Source organism: Azospirillum sp. B506 (assembly GCF_000333595.1).
Lineage (GTDB): Bacteria > Pseudomonadota > Alphaproteobacteria > Azospirillales > Azospirillaceae > Azospirillum.
In genome coordinates, this window is sequence record NZ_BADK01000741.1 from 1 (window position 1) to 22,837 (window position 22,837).

General features: G+C 68.7%; 25 protein-coding genes and 1 pseudogene. 17 read left to right on the plus strand and 9 right to left on the minus strand.

The window, feature by feature from the left end; all coding sequences use genetic code 11:
* Positions 1-46: 46 nt before the first annotated feature.
* The 3 genes and pseudogenes from I71_RS22835 to I71_RS22845 form a co-directional block, all read left to right on the plus strand.
* Positions 47-556, plus strand: a pseudogene (locus I71_RS22835) (DUF1365 domain-containing protein); the annotation flags it as partial.
* A 25-nt stretch (positions 557-581) separates the two neighbouring features.
* Entirely contained in the window at positions 582-1,841 is a 1,260-nt protein-coding gene (locus I71_RS22840) for a cyclopropane-fatty-acyl-phospholipid synthase family protein (protein ID WP_049976264.1), read from the plus strand.
* A gap of 16 nt (positions 1,842-1,857) precedes the next feature.
* Entirely contained in the window at positions 1,858-2,385 is a 528-nt protein-coding gene (locus I71_RS22845; RefSeq protein WP_042698738.1) for a DUF3833 domain-containing protein, read from the plus strand.
* Here I71_RS22845 and I71_RS22850 read toward each other — a convergent pair.
* From I71_RS22850 to I71_RS40650, 3 genes are read right to left on the minus strand one after another with little or no spacing between them, the layout of a single operon-like run.
* Positions 2,348-2,794: a nuclear transport factor 2 family protein gene (locus I71_RS22850; RefSeq protein ID WP_042698741.1), complete on the minus strand. Its 447-nt coding sequence runs from the start codon at positions 2,792-2,794 to the stop codon at positions 2,348-2,350. The genes I71_RS22845 and I71_RS22850 overlap by 38 nt on opposite strands.
* A complete protein-coding gene (locus I71_RS22855) occupies positions 2,791-3,582 on the minus strand; it encodes an SDR family NAD(P)-dependent oxidoreductase (protein ID WP_042698744.1) in 792 nt (263 codons plus the stop codon). Before I71_RS22855 ends, I71_RS22850 begins: the two co-directional genes overlap by 4 nt.
* Positions 3,583-3,636: 54 nt before the next feature.
* Positions 3,637-3,768, minus strand: coding sequence for a hypothetical protein (locus I71_RS40650; RefSeq protein WP_280109907.1), 132 nt, complete (start codon positions 3,766-3,768; stop codon positions 3,637-3,639).
* Between the two features lie 322 nt (positions 3,769-4,090).
* Here I71_RS40650 and exbB point away from each other — a divergent pair, with 322 nt between their 5' ends.
* The 3 genes from exbB to I71_RS22870 are packed head-to-tail and all read left to right on the plus strand — an operon-like array spanning position 4,091 to position 6,302.
* Entirely contained in the window at positions 4,091-5,005 is a 915-nt protein-coding gene (exbB, locus tag I71_RS22860; protein ID WP_307189021.1) for a tonB-system energizer ExbB, read from the plus strand.
* A 5-nt stretch (positions 5,006-5,010) separates the two neighbouring features.
* Positions 5,011-5,439 carry a TonB system transport protein ExbD gene (gene exbD, locus I71_RS22865; RefSeq protein WP_042698748.1) on the plus strand — a complete coding sequence of 143 codons (429 nt, stop codon included), beginning with the start codon at positions 5,011-5,013 and terminating at the stop codon, positions 5,437-5,439.
* Positions 5,436-6,302 (plus strand): energy transducer TonB, encoded by an 867-nt coding sequence (locus I71_RS22870; RefSeq protein WP_049976265.1) that lies wholly within the window; start codon positions 5,436-5,438, stop codon positions 6,300-6,302. The genes exbD and I71_RS22870 overlap by 4 nt, the downstream gene beginning before the upstream one ends.
* Before the next feature lie 88 nt (positions 6,303-6,390).
* Here the strand turns inward: I71_RS22870 and I71_RS22875 are convergent, their stop codons facing one another.
* The 3 genes from I71_RS22875 to I71_RS22885 form a co-directional block, all read right to left on the minus strand.
* Positions 6,391-6,987, minus strand: a complete 597-nt coding sequence (locus I71_RS22875; protein ID WP_042698751.1) for a hypothetical protein — start codon at positions 6,985-6,987, stop codon at positions 6,391-6,393.
* A 114-nt stretch (positions 6,988-7,101) separates the two neighbouring features.
* Positions 7,102-7,332, minus strand: coding sequence for a hypothetical protein (locus I71_RS22880; protein WP_042698754.1), 231 nt, complete (start codon positions 7,330-7,332; stop codon positions 7,102-7,104).
* A gap of 147 nt (positions 7,333-7,479) precedes the next feature.
* A complete protein-coding gene (locus tag I71_RS22885) occupies positions 7,480-8,472 on the minus strand; it encodes a LysR family transcriptional regulator (protein WP_042698758.1) in 993 nt (330 codons plus the stop codon).
* A 157-nt stretch (positions 8,473-8,629) separates the two neighbouring features.
* Between I71_RS22885 and I71_RS22890 the strand changes: the two genes are divergently transcribed.
* The 3 genes from I71_RS22890 to I71_RS22895 all read left to right on the plus strand — a co-directional run bounded on the left by I71_RS22890 (position 8,630) and on the right by I71_RS22895 (position 11,010).
* Entirely contained in the window at positions 8,630-9,802 is a 1,173-nt protein-coding gene (locus I71_RS22890; RefSeq protein ID WP_042698761.1) for a mandelate racemase/muconate lactonizing enzyme family protein, read from the plus strand.
* 133 nt (positions 9,803-9,935) lie between these two features.
* On the plus strand, positions 9,936-10,115 hold the full coding sequence (locus I71_RS38455) for a hypothetical protein (RefSeq protein WP_158280168.1): 180 nt from the start codon (positions 9,936-9,938) through the stop codon (positions 10,113-10,115).
* 328 nt (positions 10,116-10,443) lie between these two features.
* Positions 10,444-11,010, plus strand: a complete 567-nt coding sequence (locus I71_RS22895) for a carbonic anhydrase (RefSeq protein WP_042698764.1) — start codon at positions 10,444-10,446, stop codon at positions 11,008-11,010.
* Positions 11,011-11,067: 57 nt separating this feature from the next.
* On the opposite strand, the gene nadC is transcribed toward I71_RS22895, so the two are convergent.
* The 3 genes from nadC to nadA are packed head-to-tail and all read right to left on the minus strand — an operon-like array spanning position 11,068 to position 14,588.
* Complete coding sequence (gene nadC, locus I71_RS22900; protein ID WP_042698767.1) at positions 11,068-11,901, minus strand: carboxylating nicotinate-nucleotide diphosphorylase; 834 nt, start codon at positions 11,899-11,901, stop codon at positions 11,068-11,070.
* On the minus strand, positions 11,886-13,523 hold the full coding sequence (locus I71_RS22905) for an L-aspartate oxidase (protein ID WP_042698769.1): 1,638 nt from the start codon (positions 13,521-13,523) through the stop codon (positions 11,886-11,888). Before I71_RS22905 ends, nadC begins: the two co-directional genes overlap by 16 nt.
* 54 nt (positions 13,524-13,577) lie before the next feature.
* Complete coding sequence (nadA, locus tag I71_RS22910; RefSeq protein WP_049976266.1) at positions 13,578-14,588, minus strand: quinolinate synthase NadA; 1,011 nt, start codon at positions 14,586-14,588, stop codon at positions 13,578-13,580.
* A 169-nt stretch (positions 14,589-14,757) separates the two neighbouring features.
* Between nadA and I71_RS22915 the strand changes: the two genes are divergently transcribed.
* From I71_RS22915 to I71_RS22950, 8 genes are all read left to right on the plus strand, one after another.
* On the plus strand, positions 14,758-14,964 hold the full coding sequence (locus I71_RS22915; protein WP_049976267.1) for a hypothetical protein: 207 nt from the start codon (positions 14,758-14,760) through the stop codon (positions 14,962-14,964).
* A 139-nt stretch (positions 14,965-15,103) separates the two neighbouring features.
* Positions 15,104-15,712 carry a molecular chaperone gene (locus tag I71_RS22920; RefSeq protein ID WP_042698775.1) on the plus strand — a complete coding sequence of 203 codons (609 nt, stop codon included), beginning with the start codon at positions 15,104-15,106 and terminating at the stop codon, positions 15,710-15,712.
* The gene (locus tag I71_RS22925) at positions 15,709-15,918 is read left to right on the plus strand and encodes a twin-arginine translocation signal domain-containing protein (protein ID WP_042698777.1); all 210 of its coding nucleotides are present in this window, start codon (positions 15,709-15,711) and stop codon (positions 15,916-15,918) included. Before I71_RS22920 ends, I71_RS22925 begins: the two co-directional genes overlap by 4 nt.
* A gap of 19 nt (positions 15,919-15,937) precedes the next feature.
* A complete protein-coding gene (locus I71_RS22930; RefSeq protein ID WP_042698780.1) occupies positions 15,938-18,850 on the plus strand; it encodes a formate dehydrogenase subunit alpha in 2,913 nt (970 codons plus the stop codon).
* A gap of 22 nt (positions 18,851-18,872) precedes the next feature.
* Positions 18,873-19,523: a formate dehydrogenase FDH3 subunit beta gene (gene fdh3B, locus I71_RS22935; protein WP_042698783.1), complete on the plus strand. Its 651-nt coding sequence runs from the start codon at positions 18,873-18,875 to the stop codon at positions 19,521-19,523.
* A gap of 37 nt (positions 19,524-19,560) precedes the next feature.
* Positions 19,561-20,574: a formate dehydrogenase subunit gamma gene (locus I71_RS22940; protein ID WP_049976268.1), complete on the plus strand. Its 1,014-nt coding sequence runs from the start codon at positions 19,561-19,563 to the stop codon at positions 20,572-20,574.
* A 168-nt stretch (positions 20,575-20,742) separates the two neighbouring features.
* Positions 20,743-22,263 carry an aldehyde dehydrogenase gene (adh, locus tag I71_RS22945; RefSeq protein WP_042698786.1) on the plus strand — a complete coding sequence of 507 codons (1,521 nt, stop codon included), beginning with the start codon at positions 20,743-20,745 and terminating at the stop codon, positions 22,261-22,263.
* 92 nt (positions 22,264-22,355) lie between these two features.
* Entirely contained in the window at positions 22,356-22,733 is a 378-nt protein-coding gene (locus I71_RS22950) for a DUF779 domain-containing protein (protein WP_042698789.1), read from the plus strand.
* The last annotated feature ends 104 nt before the right edge of the window (positions 22,734-22,837 follow it).

The following is a 22,837-nucleotide window of genomic DNA, read 5'->3' on the forward strand; positions in this document are numbered from 1 at the left end:
GATTCGAGCTCGGACCGGGGACCTCTAGAGTCTTCATCCGCTCTGCGTCTGGTTCTGCCACCGCCGCGACGGGACGCTCGCCGCCATCATCCATGAGGTGACCAACACCTTCGGCCAGCGCCACGCCTATCTGATCGCGGCGGCGCCGGGGGCGGACGGGCTGGTGCGCCAGCACTGCGACAAGGGGTTCTACGTCTCGCCCTTCATGGACATGGAGACCGCCTATCACTTCCGCATCCGTCCGCCCGGCGGGCAGGCGGGGGAGGCGCTGGCGGTGTCGATCCGGCAGACCGATGCCGAGGGGCCGGTGCTGCATGCCTCGCTGACCGCGGAGCGGGTGGAGCTGACCGACGGCGCCATCCTGCGCGCCTGGGCCCGCCATCCGCTGATGACCGCCAAGGTGGTCGCCGGCATCCATTGGGAGGCGCTGCATCTGTGGCGCAAGGGGCTGGCGATCCGCCCGCGCCCGCCGGCTCCGGCGCACCCTGTCACCGTCGTGACAAGCACAATCGCGAGGGGGGCCGGCGTAACGAGCCTTGGCCCCACCCGTTCCTGACCGTTTCCGAGAAGGCATTCCGCCCATGAGCGACATCGCTACCGACATCGCAGCAAGCGCGCTTCGACGTCAGCCCCGGTGGCTGCGGCTGGTGACCGGACGCGACCTGTGGACCGCCGCCCTGGTGAGGATGGCCGGCCGCATCCGGCATGGAGAGCTGACCCTGCGCCTGCCCGACGGGCGGACCATGTGTGTCGGCGATCCGGCGCTGGGGCCGCAGGCCGACCTGACGCTGCTCGACGATGCCGCCGCGCGCCGGCTGCTGCTGGGCGGCGGCATCGGCATGGCGGAGGCCTATGGCGACGGGCTGTGGCGCACCGGCGACCTGCCGGCGCTGATCGAACTGGCGATCCGCAACGAGACCGAACTGGGCAGCGGCCTGGACGGCAGCCTGATGGCCGGGCTGGTCAACCGGCTGTTCCACCGCAGCCGTGCCAATTCCCGCCGGGGCAGCCGCCGCAACATCGCCTTCCATTACGACCTGGGCAACGACTTCTACCGTCTGTGGCTCGACCCCGGCATGACCTATTCCTCCGCCCTCTACCAGCAGGACGGACAGAGCCTGGAGGACGCGCAGGAGGCCAAGATCGCCCGCGTCGCCGACCTGCTGCGAACCGGCCCCGGCGACCGGGTGCTGGAGATCGGCTGCGGCTGGGGTGGGATGGCCGAGCATCTGGCCGGCCGCCGTGGCGCCTCGGTCGTCGGGCTGACCCTGTCGGCGGAGCAGCTGGCCTTCGCCCGCGACCGGCTGGAGCGGGCCGGGCTGGCCGGGCGGACCGATCTGCGGCTGATGGACTACCGCGACGTCGGCAATGAATTCGGGGGCAGCTTCGACCGCATCGTCTCCATCGAGATGATCGAGGCGGTGGGAGAGGAGCATTGGCCGCGCTATTTCGCCACTCTGCGCGACCGGCTGGTTCCCGGCGGGGCGGCGGTGGTGCAGGCGATCACCATCGACGATGCCCGCTTTCCGGCCTACCGCCGCAACTGCGATTTCATCCAGCGCCACATCTTCCCCGGCGGCCTGCTGCCCTGCCCCTCGGCCCTGCGCGCCGAGGCGGAGCGGGCCGGGCTGGCGGTGGATCATGTCGAGACCTTCGGCGCCTCCTATGCCCGCACCTGCGCGGAGTGGCGTCGGCGCTTCCTGGAGGCCGGGCCGCAGGTGACGGCGCTGGGCTTCGACGAGCGCTTCCGCCGGCTGTGGGACTATTACCTCGCCTATTGCGAGGCCGGGTTCCGCGCCGGGACCATCGATGTCGGTCTCTGGCGCTTCCGCCGGCCGTGAGCGGAGGAACCCTGCGATGAAGATCGGGGATTTTGCCGCCAACACGCCCGAATTGCGGATCGAACGCTATTTCGCTGGCCGTACCCATGCCTGGGGGATGTTCGAGGACCGCTTCGGCACGCTGCGCCGCAGCTTCACCGTCGCCATCGACGGGACGTGGGACGGTCGGGAGCTGGTGCTGGACGAACGCTTCGTCTATGCCGACGGCGAGACCGACCGGCGGGTCTGGCGCATCGCCAAACTCGCCGAGGGTCGTTATGAAGGGCGGGCCGACGACGTGATCGGCAGGGCGGTGGGACAGTCGGCCGGCAACGCGCTGAACTGGAGCTATGAGATGGCGCTGAAGGTCGGCGGCGAGCGCTGGCGCGTGCGCTTCGACGACTGGATGTGGTTGCAGCCGGGCGATGCGCTGATCAACCGGGCGAATGTCTATCGCTGGGGCCTGTGGATCGGCACGGTCAGCCTGTTCTTCCTGCCCGAAGGCCGGCTGATGCAGCCGGACGCCGTCAACGCGGCGGAAACGCGCCCAGCCGCTGCCGAATGAGGCGCAGCGGCGCGCCCAGCAGCGGCAGGCGCAGATAGACATGCTCGCCGGAATCCCAATGGTCGATGTGCTCGGCCACCCGGCCGTCGGCGGCCTGCCGCACCTCGCTGGTGCCGATCACGTCCATGCGGCCGATGCCGGCCACTGTCGCCTCGAACCGCCAGCGCAGGATCGCCAGATCGGCGGCGAACAGCCGGTGGGTGACGGTGAAGCGCAGGTCGCGGCAGCCGTTCAGCGTGTGGAGCAGCACCGCGCGCACCGCGTCGTGCCCGTGGGCGTCGTTGAAGGGGTCGCGGAACCGGACCTCCGGCACCGTCAGCGCCGGCAGCCGGTCCAGCGTTTCAAGGCTGAGCGTCTCGAAGAAGCCGGCCCAGGCCGCCAGCCCCTGGTTCCGAGGATCGTCCGTCATGCTCCCGTCGCCTTGCGCACCAGGGGGAAGTAAAGCCGATAAGGCAGGCAGCGCGCCAGCTTCAGCTTGCGGGTGAAGCGCCTGGGGAAGGTGATCTCGAACCGCTCGCCATCCAGCCCGTCGGCCAGTTCCCGAACGGCCTCCGCCACCGGCATCAGGTCCGGCATGGGGAAGCGGTTGCGGGCGGTCAGCGGCGTGTCGACGAATCCGGGGCAGACCAGCTGCAGCCTGATCCCGGCGCGGTCGCAATCCGGCTTCAGCGATTCGCAGAGATTGATCAGCGCCGCCTTGGTCGGGCCATAGGCCGCCGCCGTCGGCAGGCCGCGATAGCCGGCGACCGAGGCCACAACCGCCACCTGTCCGCGCCCACGGGCGCGCATGCGCGGCAGCAGCGCCTCCAGCCCATGGACGACGCCCATATAGTTGACCTCCATCAGCCGGCGGGCGGTGTCGGCGGAGAAATCCTCCAGCGACATCGGGCTGTGGGTGCCGGCGTTCAGCACCGCCCGGTCGATGGGTCCCAGCCGGCTTTCGATGGCGGCGACGGTGGCGGCGGTGGCGCCGCGGTCGGTCACGTCCAGCGGGAACATCCGCATCCGCTCCGGCACTATCTGAACGGCTGAGGTCAGATCCTCGATGGTGCGGGCCGAGAGCGCCACCCGTGCGCCCGCATTGGCGAGGTGGATCGCCAGCTCCCGGCCGATGCCGCTGCCGGCGCCGGTGATCCAGGTGACGGATCGCGACCCGCTCGCCGCTTCGTTCCCGCTTCCGTCCCCCGGCCGTTCCATGGCGCGCGCTCCTTCACTGTCCGTCGGCCGGTACGCAGCCGGGGGGATGCCGGATCACCGGAGGCGGCGGGCCAGCTCGGCGCCGCGCTGCGAGAGATCGCGCATCAGGGCGCGGGCCTCGTCCTCCCCGGACGCTGTCTTGCCCGGCGGTTCAACCGGCGGGACCGCCGGAAGGTTGCGCGACATCGGGTCGCGCCGGACGGGCACAGGCGAGTTTCCCGGAGACAACGGCAATGAACGATGGTAGTGAGACTTATTCGCACTTTATCGCGATGGCGGTTCGGGTGTCCGGTATGGTTCGGCAGGCGAACAAAACCATGGTCGAACAGCGCCGAATCCCCACAAAAAACGAAAGACTCCACGCCGGGCACGAACGATTTTCAGTGCGAGTGCGAGTCATTCGCACTATAACCGCGGTGGGGTATCTGCTCCGGCGCTTTGCTCCGGAGCGGCATCGGGTTTTTGCAGGGCGCGCGTCCGAAGCGCGCCGAGGGGGAGTTGGACCGCCATGCCGACATCGTTTCGCCACCGTCCTGTCCTTGCCGCCGCTGTTGCCGGCGCCGGGACGCTGATGGCCGGCGCAGCCTGCGCGCAGGAGGCTGCCGCGCCGGCCGCCGCGCCGGTGGTGCAAGGTGCGCCGGACGCAGTGGCAGCGGGCGCGGCGGCCCTGGCCTCGCTGCCGCACGACCTGTCGCCCTGGGGGATGTTCGTCACCGCCAGCCCGGTGGTGCAGGCGGTGATGGTCGGTCTGGCGCTCGCCTCGGTCCTGACCTGGACCATCGCCATCGCCAAGACGGTCGAGCTTTCCGCCGCCAAGCGCAAGGCGCGGGCGGCGCTGGCGATGCTTGAGGAATCGCGCTCGCTGTCGCAGGCGGCGGAGCGGGTCGGCTTCAGCCAGGGCACCGCGGCGGTGCTGGTCCGCGCCGTGCTTGCCGAGACCCACCTGTCGGCCGATGCGCCGTCGCGGGACGGGCTGATGGACCGCGCCGCCTCCCGGCTGGAGCGGATCGAGGCAGCGGCCGGCCGGCGCATGGCGCGCGGCACCGGCATCCTCGCCACCATCGGGTCCACCGGTCCCTTCATCGGCCTGTTCGGCACGGTGTGGGGCATCATGACCAGCTTCATCGGCATCTCCAAGGCACAGACCACCAACCTCGCCGTCGTGGCACCGGGCATCGCCGAGGCACTGCTGGCGACCGCCATCGGGCTGGTCGCCGCCATTCCCGCGGTGGTGGTCTACAATGCCTGCAGCCGCGCCATCGGCGGGCACAAGGCGCAGCTGACCGATGCGTCGGCCGCCGTGCTGCGCCTGCTGAGCCGCGACATCGACCGCCATACCCTGCCGCGGCCCCATGCGGCCCAGCCCCATGCCGGTCAAGCCCATGGTGCGCAGGGGCATGGCAATTCCCGCGCGGCGGAGTAACGGCGATGGGTGCGCGCCTCGGCTCCGGCAACGACGACGATCTGACCGAAACCCATGAGATCAACGTCACGCCCTTCATCGACGTCGTTCTCGTCCTGCTGATCATCTTCATGGTCGCGGCGCCGCTGGCGACGGTGGATGTGCCGGTCGACCTGCCGGCCTCCACCGCCACGCCGACGCCACGGCCGGACAAGCCGCTGTTCCTGACCATCCAGGCCGACAAGACGCTGTCCCTGGGCGAGACCGCGACGACCAGGGAGGCCCTGGGCGCAGCGCTGGACGCCGCGACCCACGGCGACAAGACCCAGCGCGTCTTCCTCCGGGCCGACAAGACCGTCGATTACGGCGCGCTGACCGACGTGATGAACAGCCTGCGCGCCGCCGGTTACCTGAAGATCGGCCTCGTCGGGCTGGAAGCGGCGCCGACGCCATGAGCGCGGCCTTCGACCACGGTGCGGTGGACTGGTCCGCCGGGGACGACGAACGGCCGGTGCGCGGGGCGTTCCGCTGGGGTGGCAGTCTGATGCTGGCGCTGGGCGTCCATGCCGCCGCGGGTGTCGCGATGGTCGCCTGGCATGTGCCGGTCACCCCGTCCGAGGCGGAGCCGCCGGCCGTGCTGCTGGAACTCGCCCCGCTGCCCGTCGCCCCGCCGGAACCGCCGCCGGCCATCGACATTCCCCTGCCGGAACCGATGCCGGAGCCGGTGATCGAGCCACCCCCGCCCGAACCCGAGCCTGAACCGGTGGTCGAGGAGCCGCCCCCGCCCCCGCCGCCGGAGCCGCCCCCCGTGGTCGAGCCGGAGGTCGTGCTGCCCAAGCCGCCGCCCGAACCGCCGAAGCCCAAGCCCGAGGTGAAGAAGGAAGCGCCGAAGCCCAAACCGGAAAAACCGAAGCCGCCCCGTCCGGTGGCCCAACCGGTGCAGCAGGCCCCGGTGGTGGCGCCGCCGGCTCCCGCTCAGGCCCCCGCCCCCGCCCCGGCGGCACCGGCACCGTCCGCCGCGCCCAGCCGGGCGGTGCCGACATGGCAGGGCCGGCTGCTGAGCCATCTGGAACGGCACAAGCGCTATCCGCGCTCCGCCCAGGCCCGCCGGCAGGAGGGGGTTGCCCAGGTCCGCTTCACCATCGACCGCGACGGCAACGTGCTGTCGGTCCAGCTCGACCGCAGTTCCGGTGTTCCTTCGCTGGACGAGGAGACGGTGGAGATGGTCCGTCGCGCCTCTCCGCTGCCGGCACCGCCGGAGGAGATGGCGAAGGACCGCATCGAACTGGTGGTTCCGGTCCAGTTCTTCATCCGCTGATCCGCGGCCATTCCGACGGCCGGCAACACCAGGTCTGCAACACCAGTGACGCCCGGCCCGGGATGTGTCGCCCCCCAGGCCGGGTCCGTCAGACCGTTACCGAAACCAGCCCACCGGGAGAGCCGCCGGCCGCCGCAGCGCTGGCGCCACCGGTGGCCGGAGCGGCACTACCGGACGCCGCCGTCGTGCCGGCCCCCCCGCCTCCATTGCTGCTGCCACCGCTGCTGCTCGCGAAGGACACGCCGATGGAGGGAGTGGCCGATCCGGAGCCGTTCGCGGTTGTGATGAAACCGGTTCCCGACGCCGTGCCGGCGTTGTCGCCGGAGCCGCCCGTCGAACCGTTCTGATCGTCCGCACTGCTTTTCGCCGATGCCGACTTCCGCTCGCCCTCCTGGGCCAAGCGGCTGGCGGTGCGGCGGTATTCCTCGACCACGCGCCGGGACGGGATCTGATCCTGGGTTTCGCCGGTGTCGAAATCGCGGAAATAGAGAACGGCCACCCGAGCGCCCTGGTCGTAGCGCAGGAAGGGGCTGATGTAACCGCTGCCGGAGGCCTTGCCCGCCTGACCACTGGCGGCGGTGCCGGAGTTCTCGGCCGGGTCCGCAGGGGAAGCGGTGCCGGCTTCCGTCGGCTGGAGCGCCGTCGGGCGGATTGCCGTCGTGCTGGAAACGCCACGGATCTCCATCGGTGCCTCCCGCGCTGCTTGCCCGATGTCCAGGCGTTGGTCCAAAGGCAACGCCTTACCGGGCACTGCCCCGATTCACTCCCCGACCGCCCTTGCCGCGTGATCCGCTGTGGATCAGACCGTGATGTTCAGGTTCTGGCCGCGGGTGGCGGTGGTGTTGCCGCCGCTGGAACCGCTCTGGACGGTCTGCGCATCCTGCTGGCGGCGGTTGCGCTCCGTCTCGTCTTCCTGCGCGGATTCCACGGGCGAGGTGGACCGCTGCGCCGCGGCCGGGCCGCTGCTGAGCGGGGTGACGTATGGCTGCTGCTGGTAGCCGCCGATTCCGCCGATGCTGCTGACGCCCATGATCGTTCCTCCCGTCGCCGATGCGACGTTCTTTCACTCACACTAGGCAAATTTTGCCCGATCGGGCGGGGTAGCGCCAGCTAAATCGCGTTAGCCAGAAGCCTTTTTTGAGAATGTCAACGATCAAAATGACTTGGCTGCCGCGGCTCACAACTCTTTTTCCATGGCGACCTCGGCTCCGGCAACCGGGGCTGTCGGTTCCACCGGCGACTCGGCGTTGCGCCACAGGGCGGCTTCGACCGCGAGTGTCCAGAAACTCTCGGCCGCCTTGCTCTGGCGTGCGCGCGGACGCACCAGCCGGATCTGCACCGGCACGGTCCAGCGCTCGTCGCCGGCCGGAATCCCGGCGCGGACGAGGGTTCCGCGCGCCAGATCCTCGGCGATCAGGCTTTCCGGCAGCCAGGCCACGCCGCGCCCGTCGCGCGCCAGCGTGCGCAGAACCGCCGCGAGGTGGGAGGTGAAGACGGTGTCGAGTACCGCGGGCAGCGGCTGTGCCGCCCGCACCGCCTCCAGGATGCGGCCCATGCCGGATTCGCGGCTGTAGGACAGGTGTGGCAGCGGCGCGTCCTGACCGTCCGCCAGCAGATGGCGCGGCCGGCCGCCGGCATCGGGCGCGGTCACCGCCAGCAGTCGGTCGCCGCCGACGACGACCGAGCGGAAGGACTCCGCATCCAGCCGGCCGGCCGCCGCCGGATGGGCGTGGCAGAGCAGGAACTGCGCCTGACCGGCCAGCATCAGCCGCTCGCAGGCTTCCATGCTGTCAGACGACAGGGTGATGGCGCCCAGCCGCGCGCGGGCTTCCAGTGCCCGCAGCCAGGAGGGGAAGAAGGTCAGCGACAGCGCATGGGTGGCGGCGAAGCGCAGGGTCGCGGCTTCCGACTGGGCGGCGAGCCGGGCCTCCTCGCGGCCCTGCAGCAGGCGGCGCACGGTCTCGTCGGCGAAGGGGCGGAAGCGGCGCCCGGCCTCCGTCAGGGTGACCGGCTGGGCGCTGCGGTCGAACAGCGGGGTGCCGGCCCAATCCTCCAGCGCGCGGATGCGGCGGCTGAAGGCGGGTTGGGTCAGGTGGCGCGCGTCGGCGGCGCGGGAGAAATTGCCGCAATCCACCAGCGCCAGGAAATCGTCGAGCCAGGAGAGTTCCATCGCCCAATCTTCATCACGTCTGCCGGGCCGGGCCGGAGTCCCGCCGCCCTATGCCGAACCCGCATGATGCGTTCCGACCTTGGCATTGGCCCGGCGGCCGGCATCATCCCTACAGTGCCGCCACGAAACGCGCCACCACGCTGCAAGGGGAACCGCCATGCGCATCGTCGAAATCCGCGAGCAGACCGCCGGCATCAAGTCCGACATCGCCAATGCCTTCATCGATTTCAGCCAGATGACCTGCAGCGTCGTCGCGGTGGTCACCGATGTGGTCCGTGACGGCAAGCCGGTGATCGGCTACGGTTTCAATTCGAACGGCCGTTATGCCGCGGGTGGGCTGCTGCGCGAGCGCTTCATTCCGCGGCTGATGTCGGCGGCGCCCGACAGCCTGCTGGACGACACCGGCGACAACCTCGATCCGTTCCGCATCTGGGCACGGCTGATGACCAACGAGAAGCCGGGCGGCCATGGCGAGCGCTCCGTCGCCGTCGGCACCATCGACATGGCGGTGTGGGATGCCGTGGCCAAGATCGCCGGCGTGCCGCTCTACCGCCTGCTGGCCGACCGTTTCCGCGGCGGGGTGGCCGATGACAGCGTGTGGGTCTATGCGGCCGGCGGCTATTACTATCCCGGCAAGGACCTGAAGGCGCTTCAGGACGAGATGCGCAGCTACCGCGACCGCGGCTACAAGGTCGTGAAGATGAAGATCGGCGGCGCCCCGCTGGCGGAGGATCTGCGGCGCATCGACGCGGTGCTGGAGGTGGTCGGGTCGGGCGAGAATCTGTGCGTCGACGCCAACGGCCGCTTCGACCTCGCCACCGCCGTCAGCTATGCGGAGGCGCTGAAGCCCTATGGCCTGTTCTGGTACGAGGAGGCCGGCGACCCGCTGGATTACGCGCTGCAGGCCGAACTCGCCACCCATTACGACCGGCCGATGGCGACCGGCGAGAACCTGTTCTCCCACCAGGACGCCCGCAACCTGATCCGCCATGGCGGCATGCGGCCCGACCGCGACTGGCTGCAGTTCGACTGTGCGCTCAGCTACGGGCTGGTCGAGTATCTGCGCACGCTGGACATGTTGAAGGACAATGGCTGGTCCAGCCGGCGGGTGGTGCCGCATGGCGGGCATCAGATGTCGCTGAACATCGCCGCCGGTCTGCATCTGGGCGGCAACGAATCCTACCCCGATGTCTTCAAGCCCTTCTGCGGCTTTGCCGACGGTATCGCAGTCGAGGACGGTCGGGTGCGGCTGCCCGACCTGCCCGGCGTCGGCTTCGAAGCGAAGTCCGAACTGTTCGCGACGATGAGCGGGCTGCTGGAAACATGGTAAACCCGCTCAAGCCCAGGATCCGGACCTGTTCCATTGGGAGACTGCATGGCGATTGCTTGAATCGGCCATTGACCGAGCGCTGTGCTGTGTCAATCTGTTGGTGGTCGCAACGTTTCAGAAAGGAGGTGATCCAATGTCACATGGAGCCAGTCCGGTCGTCGCCGCTTTGTTCGGTCTCGCCACTCTCCTGACGGCGGGGATCGCCAACGCGGACTGTTCGCCCAACCACAGCGCGAGCGCGTCGCCGCCGCCGGCCTCCAGCACCGTCGGGTCGGCCGGAACACCGGCGCCAAGCACCACGCGCGGCGGGTGACGGCCGAACGCTGACGACCGGAAAACGTCCATGCCTGGAACAGGCCGCTCCATGCGAACGGAGCGGCCTGTTTCTTTTGGTCCTGCTTCGTTTCGCATGGGCTTTCCAGAAATTATCAATGGTCCGCAGTCTATTCGATGGATCATTTCTGAATTTTCATGGATATGACGTGAAGTCCTGGCATAAATTTGTGACAAAAGACAGAATGGACTGTAAACATGTCGTATTTTTCTGCGATACGGGAAATCCCTAACAATAAACCTTGTGGATGGAGTTTCCTTTAATTCGCGATTACCCTCCACCTGTTCAATAAATCAGGGAGGGCTTTATGAGGGATCTGACAACGCATCAGGCCGCCGGGCAGGGCCATGAGTGCTGCCACGCTCCGCAGAATTCGCGCCGCGGCTTTCTGAAGCTGGCGACGTTGACCGCCGGGGTGACGCTGCTGACCCCGATGCTGACGCGGCCGGCGCAGGCCGGCGGTGTCGACACGCTGCTGCTGACCTGCATGGATTACCGGCTGATGGCGCGGGTCGCCGAGTATATGGACGGGCGGGGCCTGAAGGACAATTACGACCACATCGTTCTGGCCGGCGCCAGCCTGGGCGCGCTGAATGACAAGAAGCCGTCCTGGGGCGAAGCCTTCTGGGACGAGGTCGAGATCGCCCGCGACCTGCATCACATCAAGCGGCTGATCGTGATGGATCACCGCGACTGCGGCGCCTACAAGGCCTTCCTCAACCAGGACCTGGCCGGCGATCCCAAGCGGGAAACCGAAGTCCACGGCCAGTATCTGGGCAAGCTGAAGGCGATGGCCAAGCAGCGGCATCCCGAACTGGATGTCGAGCTGCTGATGATGGATCTCGGCGGCAAGGTCGAGACGCTGGCGGTGTGACGCCGCGGCCGGCACTCCCGCTTCCGGCGCGGGAAAGGGAGTGCCGGCGGGCGGGCGTCACATATCCAGTCCCAGATCGAGGTTGGGGGCGCTGTGGGTCAGCCAGCCGCAGCTGATCATGTCGACGCCGGTCTCCGCGATGGCGCGGACGGTGGCGAGCGTCACATTGCCCGACGCCTCGGTCAGCAGCCGGCCATCGACCATCCGCACGGCACGGCGCAATCTTTCCGGATCCATGTTGTCGAGCAGCACGACATCGACCGGCAGGGCCAGCAGCTCGTCCAGCTGGTCGAGCGTGTCGACCTCGACCTCCACCTTCACCATGTGGCCGATGGCGGCGCGGACGCGCTCCACCGCCGGACGGACCCCGCCCGCGACCGCGATATGGTTGTCCTTGATCAGCACGGCGTCATCCAGGCCGAAGCGGTGGTTGAAGCCGCCGCCCAGCTTCACCGCATGCTTTTCCAGAACGCGCAGGCCCGGGGTGGTCTTGCGGGTGCAGACGATGCGGGCCTTCGTGCCCTCCACCTCGCGCACCAGGGCGCGGGTGGCGGTGGCGATGCCCGAGAGACGGCCCATCAGGTTCAGCGCCGTGCGCTCCGCCGTCAGCAGGGCGCGGGCCTTGCCGGTCAGCGTGGCGATGGTGCCGCCGGCGGGGACGTCCTCGCCGTCGATCCGTTCCAGCGCCACGGCGATGTCGGAGTCGAGCAGGCGGAAGGCGATCAGCGCCGCCTCCAGCCCGGCGACGCGGCCGTCCTTGCGGGCGGCGATGCGGGCGGTCGCCCGCGCGTCGGCCGGGACGATGCTGTCGGTGGTGATGTCGCCGGCCCGGCCGAGATCCTCCGCCAGGGCGGCACGGACGATGGGCTCGATGGTCAAAGGATGCAGCATGCGGCGTCTCCGGGCAGCGGGGCGGCGAAACCGGCCAGATCGCTGAGGGTCAGGGTGCGGGACATGGAGGCGGGAGTCGGCAGCGGATGGTCGCTGCGGCAATGGGCGCCGCGGCTCTCCTCCCGCGCCAGGGCGGCATGGACGACCAGCCGGCCGACCAGCAGCCGGTTGCGCGCCTCGCCCCAATGCCGGACGATGGCGGGCGGAGCTTCGGCATCGTTGTCTTCACAGCGGAGCGTGTCCAAGGCCGCCGCCAGCCGGTCGAGCTTGCGTCTGGCGGCCAGCAGCCCAAGCCCGTCGCGGACCAGACCGGCGCCGTCATAGAGCGCGCTGCGCGCCTCCGCTCCGATGGCGTCGAGCAGGATATGGCTGACGTCGGCGGCGACCGCCGGCGGACGGGGCAGGGCGAAGGGCGGCAGCGGCGCCAGAGGGCGCTCCGCCACGTCGCGGGCGACGCGGGCGCCGAAGACAAGCGCCTCCAGCAGCGAATTGCTGGCAAGCCGGTTGGCGCCGTGGACGCCGGTGCAGGCGACCTCGCCGCAGGCCCACAGCCCCTCCAGGCTGGTGCGCCCGTCGGCGTCGGTGACCACCCCGCCCATGTGGTAGTGGGCGGCGGGCGCCACCGGCATCGGCTCGGCGAAGGGGTCGAGACCATGCTCGGCACAAAGTGCCAGGACAGTGGGGAATCCGCCGGGCTTGGCGGCCAGCGCCGGGCGCAGGTCGAGAAACACCGGCTCCCCCGCGGCGACGCGCCGGCCGATGGCGCGGGCAACCACGTCTCGTGGCGCCAGCTCGGCCAGCGGATGCTCGTCCGGCATGAAACGGTGGCCCTGGCCGTCGAGCAGCAGGGCACCGGCTCCACGCAAGGCCTCGGTCAGCAGCGGCACCGGGTCGGCATCGACCGCCAGGGCGGTGGGGTGGAACTGGACGAATTCCAGGTCGGCCAACCGGGCGCCCGCCCGCGCCGCGATGGCGAGGCCGTCGCCGGTGGCTTCCGCCGGGTTGGTGGTGCGGGCGAAGGTGGCGCCGATGCCGCCGGTCGCCAGGATCACGCGCGGTGCGCGGTGCAGCACCCAGCCTTGCCCGTGGCAGGCGAGCAGGCCGCAGACCCGGCCGTTGCGCAGGACGAGATCGACGGCGAAGGCGTCGGTCTCCACCCGCACCGAGGGGGTGGCAAGCACCCGCTCGGCCAGGGCGGTGACCAGCGTGCGGCCGGTGGCGTCACCGCCGGCATGGACGATGCGGGCGGCGCCGTGGGCGGCCTCGCGGCCGAGCAGCGGCGAGCCGTCGGGCGCGCGGTCGAAGGGCAGGCCGTCCGCCAGCAGCCGGCGGACCTGGGCGGCGCCGTCTCGGGTCAGCAGGGCCGCCATCGCGGCATCGACCAGCCCGGCCCCGGCGGCGACGGTGTCGGCGGCATGGTCCTCCGGCCGGTCGCCGGGGCCGACGGCAGCGGCGATGCCGCCCTGGGCGTAGAGGCTGGAGCCGCCGGGCAGGCCGGCCGTCTTGGTGATCAGCGTGACCGCGCGCGGTGCCAGTTGCAGCACCGCGGTCATCCCGGCAAGGCCGGAGCCGACGACGATCACCTCGGCATCGCGGACATCGTAAGGCGTGCTGGAGGTCATGGGAGGACTCCTGGCTCTCCCTCTCCCGCCATGGGAAAGGGATATTCTACGCACTCACTTCGGCTTCACCGCCAGCATGCGCTCGACGGAGCGGCGGGCACGGGCGGCAAGCGCGTCCGGGATCTCGACGCGCGGCTCCAGGGTCTGCAGCGACGCCAGGATGCCCGACAGCGTCACCGTCTTCATGTGCGGGCACAGGTTGCAGGGCCGCACGAACTCCGTTTCGGGCGAGGCGGCGGCGACGTTGTCGCTCATCGAGCATTCGGTGACCATCAGCACCCGCGGCGGCTTCTCGGTGCCGACGAAGTCGATCATGCGGGCGGTGGAGCCGACGAAATCGGCGGCTTCCAGCACATCGGGCGGGCATTCGGGGTGGGCAATCACGGTCAGCCGGTCGAACCGGCGGCGGAACTCGTCGATCTCGGCGCCGGTGAAGCGCTCATGCACCTCGCAATGGCCCTTCCAGGCGATGATCCCGACCTTGGTCTGGGTGGCGACGTAGTGCGCCAGATACTCGTCGGGCAGGAAGATCACCCGGTCGACGCCGAGCGATTCCACCACCTCCACCGCGTTGCCCGACGTGCAGCAGATGTCGACCTCCGCCTTCACCTCGGCCGAGGTGTTGACGTAGGCGACCACCGGCACGCCGGGATGCGCCTCGCGCAGAAGCCGGACGTCTGCGGCGGTGATGCTGTCGGCCAGCGAGCAGCCGGCATTGCGGCTGGGGATCAGCACCGTCTTGCCCGGATTGAGCAGCTTCGCCGTCTCCGCCATGAAATGCACGCCGGCCAGCACGATCACGTCGGCGTCGGTCTCGGTCGCCTTGGCGGCCAGCGCCAGGCTGTCGCCGACGATGTCGGCCACGCCGTGGAAGATCTCCGGCGTCTGATAGTTGTGAGCCAGGATGACGGCGTTTCGTTCGCGCTTCAGCTCGTTGATGGCGTGGACCAGCGGTGCGTGGAAGGGCCACTCGATGGCCGGCACGACGCGCTTCATGCGCTCATAGACCGGTGCGGTCGCCGCGGCGACGGCAGGGGTGTAGGCGAGTTCGGCGACCTCGGGCATTTGACGGCTCCGCTCTGTGCTCGTTCTGAGCAAAACCATATTTGCTCTATAAGAGCATATCAAGAAGAAAAGGCGAGGCGGAAACAATCTGGCGCGGGCGGTGTTGTTCGATGGCGGGAGAGGCCGGCAGCGCGGCCACGCCCCATCGGCGCCGTGTGGAGATATTTCGATGAAAGCCTTCCTCGCCGCGCTTTGCGCCATCGTCATTCTGGCCGGCGGCGCCTGGGCAGTCCTGCCGGCCCTGTTCGCCCGCAGCGCCGACGAGACCTTCGCCTCATCCGGCGCGCGGGTTGGGGAGGAGGCGTCGGTCGCACACCGCAACTTCTCCGGGCGCCCGCAGATCGACCCCCAGCAGGCCGGCAATCCGCAGAAGTGATCCAGCCGACAGGGAAAAAGGATGATCCCGGCAGGGTAGCCCCGAACGGGTGAGGCAACCTTTGCCCCTGGCGACTGTTAACCAAGTTCGGGCTGCCCATCGCCCATGCATGAATTCCGGAGCGGCTTGCGGGAGTGTGATGACGGTTCATGATCCGGAAAGCGGTGCGGATGCCCTCCGTGCCGACGTCTACCGGCTGCTGGCGCTGACGCTGGCCGCCCCGCCGGGCGCCGCCCTGCTGGCGTTGCTGGCGGGTCTCACCGGCGACACGACGCCGCTCGGCCGGGCGTTCGACGATCTGGCCGCCCGCGCCCGCGCCACCGATCCCCAGGCGGTGGAACGCGCGTTCAACACCTTGTTCATCGGTGTCGTCCAGGGCGAGCTGGTGCCCTACGCCTCCTATTACCGCACCGGTTTCCTCACCGACCGGCCATTGTCGGCCCTGCGCGCCGACCTCCAGGCCCTGGGGCTTGAACGCGCCCCCGACGTGTCCGAGCCGGAGGACCACATCGCCGCCCTGTGCGACGTGATGGCCATGCTGATCCGCGAGGGGGCCGACCCGGCGGTGCAGCGCCACATGCTGGACAGCCACCTGACTCCCTGGGCCGGGCGATTCTTCCAGGACTTGGAAAAGGCGGAGGCGGCAGCCCTCTACCGCCCGGTCGGCACCATCGGCCGCCTGTTCCTGGAGATCGAGCAGGAAGCCCTGAACAGACAGACCGAAGAACTGGAGGGAGCCGACGCATGAAGACGCCGCCAGAACCCCCGCGCAATCCGCTTCAACGCCGCGACATCCTGAAAACGCTGGGGTTGGGTGCGGCCGGTGCCGCTGCGGCAGCCGTGCTTCCGGCCGGCGACGAGGCGCAAGCGATGGAATCGCCGCAGGAACAGGTGAAGGCCCGCTACCGCGAAACCGAACATGTCAAGCGCTTCTACGCGCTGAACCGCCTGTAGGGCGATCCGGAGACTATCCATGCTGGTCAAACGCAGTTCGGCGAAAGCGGCGGGAGGAAAACGGTCCGGTCTGGTCGCGGCTCTGGCCGACAGTCTTGAGTCGGGAGTCAGCCGCCGCGGCTTCCTGCGCCGCTCCGGCCTTGCCGCGGGCGGCATCGCCGCTGTCGGCGCCTTGCCGGGTGCCATGATCCGCAAGGCGGAGGCCGGTCCGATCCTGCCGAATGTCGAGGTGGTGACGCGCAAGAATGTCTGCACCCACTGTTCGGTCGGCTGCACCGTGATCGCCGAGGTGCAGAACGGCGTCTGGGTCGGGCAGGAGCCGGGCTGGGAAAGCCCGATCAACCAGGGCACCCACTGTGCCAAGGGCGCCTCGGTGCGCGAGCTGACCAAGGGCACCCGGCGCGTCAAATATCCGCTCAAGCTGGTCGATGGCGTCTGGCAGCGCATCGGCTGGGACCAGGCGATCGAGGAAGTCGGCAACCAGCTGATGGACATCCGCAAGGCGTCGGGGCCTGACGCGGTGTTCTGGCTCGGCTCGGCGAAGTTCTCCAACGAGGGCGCCTATCTCTACCGCAAGCTGGCGGCCTTCTGGGGGACCAACAACGTCGACCATCAGGCGCGCATCTGCCACTCAACCACGGTCGCCGGCGTGGCGAACACGTGGGGCTACGGCGCCATGACCAACAGCTACAACGACATCCAGAACGCCAAGGCGCTGCTGATCGTCGGCGGCAACCCGGCCGAGGCGCATCCGGTGTCGATGCAGCACATGCTGCGCGGCAAGGAGCACAACCGCGCCCCCTTCATCGTCATCGACCCGCGCTTCACCCGCACCGCCGCGCATGCCACCGAATATGTCCGCATCCGGCCCGGCACCGACATCCCGGTCGCCTGGGGCCTGCTCTGGCACATCTTCGAAAACGGCTGGGAGGACAAGGAGTATATCCGCCAGCGCGTCTACGGCATGGACGAGATCCGCGCCGAGGTGAAGAAATGGACGCCTGAGGAGGTCGAGCGGGTGACCGGCGCCCCCGGATCCCAGCTTCGCCGTGTGGCGGAGGCGCTGGCGAAGAACAAGCCCAGCACGGTGATCTGGTGCATGGGCGTCACCCAGCACACGGTCGGCACCGCCAATGTCCGCGCCCTGTCGATCCTGCAATTGGCGCTCGGCAACATCGGCGTGGCCGGCGGCGGCGCCAACATCTATCGCGGCCACTGCAACGTGCAGGGCGCCACCGACTTCGGCCTCGATGTCAGCACGCTGCCCGCCTATTACGGGCTGGCGGAGGGGGCGTGGAAGCATTTCGCCCGCGCCTGGGACGTCGAATACGACGATCTGAAGGGCCGCTTCGCCACCAAGGATCTGATGGAGGCCAAGGGCATCCCGACCACCCGCTGGTTCGATGCCGTGCTGGCGAAGCCCAGCGAGATCGACCAGCCCAGCCCCTTGCGCGCCATGATGTGCTTCGGCCATGGCGGCAACACCGTCACCCGCATGCCGGAAATGGTGAAGGGGCTGGAGAAGCTCAGCCTTCTGGTCATCGCCGACCCGCACCCGACCACCTTCGCCGCGATCAAGGAACGGCGCAACGGCACCTACATCCTGCCGGCCTGCACCCAGTTCGAGACCGACGGGTCGCGCACCTGCTCCAACCGCTCGATGCAGTGGGGCGAGAAGGTGGTGGAGCCGATCTTCGAATCGAAGGACGACTACACCATCATCTATCTGCTGGCGCGCAAGCTTGGCTTCGCCGACGAGATGTTCAAGCACATCACGGTGGAGGACACCCGCCCGGTGCCGGAGGACATCCTGCGCGAGATGAACCGCAGCTGCCTGTCCATCGGCGCCACCGGCCAGTCGCCGGAACGGCTGAAGATGCACATGAAGCATCAGGCCGATTTCGACAAGATCACCATGCGGGCATCCTCCGGCCCCTGTGCCGGCGACTATTACGGGTTGCCCTGGCCGAGCTGGGGCCATCCGGAGATCCGGCATCCGGGGTCGGCGGTGCTCTACGACACCTCCCGCCATGTGATGGACGGCGGCGGCGTCTTCCGCGCCCGCTTCGGGGTGGAGCGCAACGGCGTCTCGCTGCTGGCCGACGGCTCCTATTCGAAGGGGTCGGAGATCGAGGACGGCTATCCCGAATTCACCATGGCCGTGCTGAGGAAGCTGGGCTGGGACAAGGACCTGACGCCGGACGAGATGCGCGTCATCCAGGCCATCGGCGGCGGCGGGGCTGAAGTGGACACTGTCAGCTGGCAGACCGACCTGTCGATGGGCATCATCCGCGTGGCGCTGAAGCATGGCTGCGTGCCGCACGGCAACGCCAAGGCGCGCGCCGTCGCCTGGAACCTGCCCGACCCGGTGCCGGTCCACCGCGAGCCGATCTATTCCCCGCGTTCCGATCTGGTGAAGTCCTTCCCGGCCATCGAGGACCGGCGCGACTTCCGTCTGGTCCAGCTTGCCCGCTCGTTGCAGTTCAAGGTGGCGGACAGCGACCTGCGCCAGCGCTTCCCCATGGTGCTGACCTCCGGCCGGCTGGTCGAATATGAGGGCGGCGGCGAGGAAACCCGGTCCAACCCGTGGCTGGCCGAGCTGCAGCAGGACATGTTCGCGGAGATCAACAGCAAGGACGCCGAACGGCTGGGGATCAGGGACGGCGCCTGGGTCTGGGTCTATGGGCCGGAGGATGGCGGCAAGGCCAAGGTCAAGGCGCTGGTGACCGACCGGGTCGGCAGCGGCACGGTGTTCATGCCCTTCCATTTCTCCGGCTTCTGGCAGGGCGACAGTCTGCGCGGCAACTACCCGCCCGACACCGACCCCATCGTGCTGGGCGAACCGGTGAACGGGGTGACGACCTACGGCTACGACCCCGTCACCTTCATGCAGGAAACCAAGGTCACCCTCTGCCGGGTCGAGCCGGCGTGACCCACAGGAGCTGAACAGAACGATGGCCCGGATGAAGTTCCTGTGCGACGCCGAACGCTGCATCGAGTGCAACGCCTGCGTCACCGCCTGCAAGAACGAGCATGAGGTCCCCTGGGGCATCAACCGCCGCCGGCTGGTCACGCTGAACGACGGCAAGCCGGGCGAGCGGTCGATCTCGATGGCCTGCATGCATTGCAACGACCCGCCCTGCGCCGCGGTGTGTCCGGTCGACTGCTTCCTGCAGACAGCCGACGGGGTGGTGCTGCACAGCAAGGATCTGTGCATCGGCTGCGGCTATTGTTTCTATGCCTGTCCGTTCGGGGCACCGCAATACCCGCGCACCACCGATTTCGGCAGCCGCGGCAAGATGGACAAATGCACCTTCTGCGCCGGCGGCCCCGAACCGGACGGCAGCGTCGAGGAGTACCAGAAATACGGCGCCAACCGGCTGGCCGAAGGCAAGCTGCCGCTCTGTGCCGAGATGTGCTCCACCCGCGCGCTGATGGGCGGCGACGGCGCGGTGCTGGCCGACATCTATCAGGAACGCTCGCTGCGCCGCGGCTACGGCTCGGGCGCGCCGGGCTGGTCGACCGCCTATGGCCGCAACGACCGCGGCTCCCCCTTCGCGCCGGGCGGGCCGGGCACGGGCATGGCGGGCACAGGCGGGGCGTGAGCGCCTCCGCAAGTAAAGTCCATTCCGGGAGACCATCATGCGTCCCACCAGACTCCCCCTGCACGCCCTGCTGCTGGTCGCCCTGCTGGCCGTCCAGGGTCTGGGCGCTCCGACTTTCGCACAAGCGCAGCTTCACCAAGTACCCGGCCAGAACTCGCCGACCAGCAAGGAGCAGGTGCCGCTCTACGTCCCGCAGGACGACAAGCTGATCGGCCGCGTCAGCATCCCGGACCAGAAGCTGGCGGTTCTGATCCAGCCTGAGGGGCGGGAGTGGCGGGAGTGGCGCAGCCACACATTGCGGCTTGCCATCGGCGGGCTCGCCATCGGCATGACGGCGGTGCTGGCGATCTTCTTCCTCTATCGCGGCACCATCCGCATCCATGGCGGCAAGGCGGGACGGCTGGTGCTGCGCTTCAATTGGCTGGACCGCTTCGCCCATTGGACGATGGCGGTCAGCTTCCTGACCATGGCGCTGACCGGGGTGATCCTGACCTTCGGCCGGCCGCTGCTGATCCCGCTGATCGGCCATCGGGCCTTCACGGCGCTGGCGGAATTTTCCAAGTCGATCCACAACTTCGTCAGCGTGCCCTTCGTCGTCGGGCTGCTGATGATCATGGGCCTGTGGCTGCGCGACAACATCCCGGAGAAGGCCGACTGGGTTTGGATCAGGACGGCGGGCGGCCTCTTCTCCAAGGCCGGTGGCCATCATCCGGAAGCCGGGCGCTTCAACGCCGGGCAGAAGCTGGTGTTCTGGAGCATCGTGCTGGGCGGCATCGGCATGGCGGCGACCGGCTACCTGATGATGGTGCCCTTCGCCTTCACCGGGATCGGCGGCATGCAGATCATCCACGTCATCCACGGGCTGCTGGCGGCCGGGCTGATCGCCGCGGTGATCGGCCATATCTACATCGGCACCATCGGCATGGAGGGCGCCTTCGACGCCATGGGCTGCGGCGTGGTGGACGAGAACTGGGCAATCGAGCACCACCGTCGCTGGTATGAGGAACAGCTGCGCAAGGGCTATGTCGAGGGGCGCCAGCCGGCGGAGTGAGGCGCCCGACGGCCCCGGCAATGGGTGGGACACGAACAATCACACCCGCCGACCGTCTCCTTCCATAGTACAATTTACCCCTTCCCTCTCAGAGTGGCTGAATGGCCCTCGACAAACGCGCTGGACCGGAGACCTGACCGGTTCACCACACTGAGAGGAACGGCCCAAATGCTCCACCAGGCTCTCGAAACGCTCCAGAAGCAGATCGCGCTCCGCCCCCGCTACGACAACTATATCGGCGGCCAGTGGGTGGCTCCGGTGGATGGCCAATACTTCACCAATCTCACCCCGATTACCGGCAAGCCGCTGTGCGAGGTCGCCCGTTCCCAGGCCGCCGACATCGAGCTGGCGCTCGACGCCGCCCATGCCGCCAGGGCTGCCTGGGGTCGCACCTCGCCGACCGAGCGCTCGAACATCCTGCTGAAGATCGCCGACCGCATGGAAGAGCGGCTGGAGGTCATCGCGCTGGCCGAGACGCTGGACAACGGCAAGCCGATCCGCGAGACCCGCGCCGCCGACGTGCCGCTCGCCATCGACCATTTCCGCTACTACGCCGGCTGCATCCGCGCCCAGGAGGGTTCGATCGGCGAGATCGACCACCACACCTACGCCTACCACTTCCATGAACCGCTGGGCGTGGTCGGCCAGATCATTCCCTGGAATTTCCCGCTGCTGATGGCGGCCTGGAAGCTGGCTCCGGCGCTGGCCGCCGGCAACTGCATCGTGCTGAAGCCGGCCGAGCAGACCCCGATGGCGATCATGGTGCTGGCCGAGATCATCGGCGACCTGCTGCCGCCCGGCGTGCTGAACATCGTCAACGGCTTCGGTCTCGAAGCCGGCAAGCCGCTCGCCACCAACAAGCGCATCGCCAAGATCGCCTTCACCGGCGAGACCTCGACCGGCCGCCTGATCCTGCAATACGCCGCGGAGAACATCATCCCGTCGACCGTCGAGCTGGGCGGCAAGTCGCCGAACATCTTCTTCGAAGACGTGATGGCCGAGGATGACGAGTTCCTCGACAAGGCGCTGGAAGGCTTCGCGATGTTCGCGCTGAACCAGGGCGAGGTCTGCACCTGCCCGAGCCGCGTCCTCATCCAGAAGTCGATCTACGACCGCTTCATCAAGCTGGCGGTCGAGCGCGTCAAGAAGATCGCCCAGGGCCATCCGCTGGATGGCGGCACGATGATCGGCGCCCAGGCCTCGCAGGAGCAGCTGGAGAAGATCCTCTCCTACATCGAGATCGGCAAGGCCGAGGGCGCCAAGGTGCTGCTGGGCGGCGAGCGTGCCCATCTGGGCGGCGAGCTGGAGGGCGGCTACTACGTCCAGCCGACCATCCTGGAAGGCCACAACAATATGCGCATCTTCCAGGAGGAGATCTTCGGCCCGGTCGTCGCCGTGACCACCTTCGAGACCGAGGAAGAGGCGGTGGCCATCGCCAACGACAGCGAGTTCGGCCTGGGCGCCGGCGTGTGGAGCCGTGACGGCAGCCGTTACTTCCGCATGGGTCGCGCCATCCAGGCCGGCCGCGTCTGGACCAACTGCTACCACCTGTACCCGGCGCATGCCGCCTTCGGTGGGTACAAGAAGTCCGGCATCGGCCGCGAGACGCACAAGATGATGCTCGATCATTACCAGCAGACCAAGTGCCTGCTGGTCAGCTACAGCCCGAAAGCGCTCGGCTTCTTCTGAGCCTCGCTCCTCCCTATCGGGCAAACCTGGGCCGGGGGCGTGTCCCCCGGCCTTTTTTCTTTCTCCGCGTGGTTTCGTGATAAAGGATCGCCATGACCGACCGCGTTACAGCCACCCCCGAAGCCGTCGCCCTGCTGGACCGCCTGGCGGCGAAGCACGGGCCGCTGATGCTGCATCTGTCGGGTGGCTGCTGCGACGGGTCGGCGCCGCTCTGCCTGCCCTTGGGGGAATTCCGCATGGGCGGGCGCGACCTGTGCATCGGGAGAATCGGCGACACGCCCTTCTGCATGTCCGACGACACCTTCCAATGGTGGCGCAACACCCAGGTCATCCTGGACGTTATCAAGGCGCGCGGCGGCGGCTTCTCGCTGGAGGTGCCGGACGGTGTCCGCTTCACCGCCAAGGCCCGCCTGTTCATCGACGAGGAGCTGGCCATGCTTGCCGATCCGCAGCCGGCCGAGACCGTCTAGGCAAAGAACCCCTGGGAGCCGCACCGCATCATGTCCTCCTTCACCGGTCCGCGGATTGGTCTTGCCCGCCGCCATCCCTGGAGTACCCTTGCCGGATCGCATCA

Coding starts and splice junctions, on each gene's coding strand:
- I71_RS22855 (WP_042698744.1), bottom strand. CDS start 3,582: ATGGAACGGCCGGGGGACGGAAGCGGGAACGAAGCGGCGAGCGGGTCG.
- I71_RS22890 (WP_042698761.1), top strand. CDS start 8,630: ATGCGCATCGTCGAAATCCGCGAGCAGACCGCCGGCATCAAGTCCGAC.
- I71_RS22875 (WP_042698751.1), bottom strand. CDS start 6,987: ATGGAGATCCGTGGCGTTTCCAGCACGACGGCAATCCGCCCGACGGCG.
- I71_RS38455 (WP_158280168.1), top strand. CDS start 9,936: ATGTCACATGGAGCCAGTCCGGTCGTCGCCGCTTTGTTCGGTCTCGCC.
- fdh3B (WP_042698783.1), top strand. CDS start 18,873: ATGGCCCGGATGAAGTTCCTGTGCGACGCCGAACGCTGCATCGAGTGC.
- I71_RS22895 (WP_042698764.1), top strand. CDS start 10,444: ATGAGGGATCTGACAACGCATCAGGCCGCCGGGCAGGGCCATGAGTGC.
- nadA (WP_049976266.1), bottom strand. CDS start 14,588: ATGCCCGAGGTCGCCGAACTCGCCTACACCCCTGCCGTCGCCGCGGCG.
- I71_RS22950 (WP_042698789.1), top strand. CDS start 22,356: ATGACCGACCGCGTTACAGCCACCCCCGAAGCCGTCGCCCTGCTGGAC.
- I71_RS22880 (WP_042698754.1), bottom strand. CDS start 7,332: ATGGGCGTCAGCAGCATCGGCGGAATCGGCGGCTACCAGCAGCAGCCA.
- I71_RS22915 (WP_049976267.1), top strand. CDS start 14,758: ATGAAAGCCTTCCTCGCCGCGCTTTGCGCCATCGTCATTCTGGCCGGC.
- exbB (WP_307189021.1), top strand. CDS start 4,091: ATGCCGACATCGTTTCGCCACCGTCCTGTCCTTGCCGCCGCTGTTGCC.
- I71_RS22850 (WP_042698741.1), bottom strand. CDS start 2,794: ATGACGGACGATCCTCGGAACCAGGGGCTGGCGGCCTGGGCCGGCTTC.
- I71_RS40650 (WP_280109907.1), bottom strand. CDS start 3,768: ATGTCGCGCAACCTTCCGGCGGTCCCGCCGGTTGAACCGCCGGGCAAG.
- I71_RS22845 (WP_042698738.1), top strand. CDS start 1,858: ATGAAGATCGGGGATTTTGCCGCCAACACGCCCGAATTGCGGATCGAA.
- I71_RS22840 (WP_049976264.1), top strand. CDS start 582: ATGAGCGACATCGCTACCGACATCGCAGCAAGCGCGCTTCGACGTCAG.
- I71_RS22870 (WP_049976265.1), top strand. CDS start 5,436: ATGAGCGCGGCCTTCGACCACGGTGCGGTGGACTGGTCCGCCGGGGAC.
- exbD (WP_042698748.1), top strand. CDS start 5,011: ATGGGTGCGCGCCTCGGCTCCGGCAACGACGACGATCTGACCGAAACC.
- adh (WP_042698786.1), top strand. CDS start 20,743: ATGCTCCACCAGGCTCTCGAAACGCTCCAGAAGCAGATCGCGCTCCGC.
- I71_RS22905 (WP_042698769.1), bottom strand. CDS start 13,523: ATGACCTCCAGCACGCCTTACGATGTCCGCGATGCCGAGGTGATCGTC.
- I71_RS22930 (WP_042698780.1), top strand. CDS start 15,938: ATGCTGGTCAAACGCAGTTCGGCGAAAGCGGCGGGAGGAAAACGGTCC.
- I71_RS22885 (WP_042698758.1), bottom strand. CDS start 8,472: ATGGAACTCTCCTGGCTCGACGATTTCCTGGCGCTGGTGGATTGCGGC.
- I71_RS22940 (WP_049976268.1), top strand. CDS start 19,561: ATGCGTCCCACCAGACTCCCCCTGCACGCCCTGCTGCTGGTCGCCCTG.
- nadC (WP_042698767.1), bottom strand. CDS start 11,901: ATGCTGCATCCTTTGACCATCGAGCCCATCGTCCGTGCCGCCCTGGCG.
- I71_RS22920 (WP_042698775.1), top strand. CDS start 15,104: ATGACGGTTCATGATCCGGAAAGCGGTGCGGATGCCCTCCGTGCCGAC.
- I71_RS22925 (WP_042698777.1), top strand. CDS start 15,709: ATGAAGACGCCGCCAGAACCCCCGCGCAATCCGCTTCAACGCCGCGAC.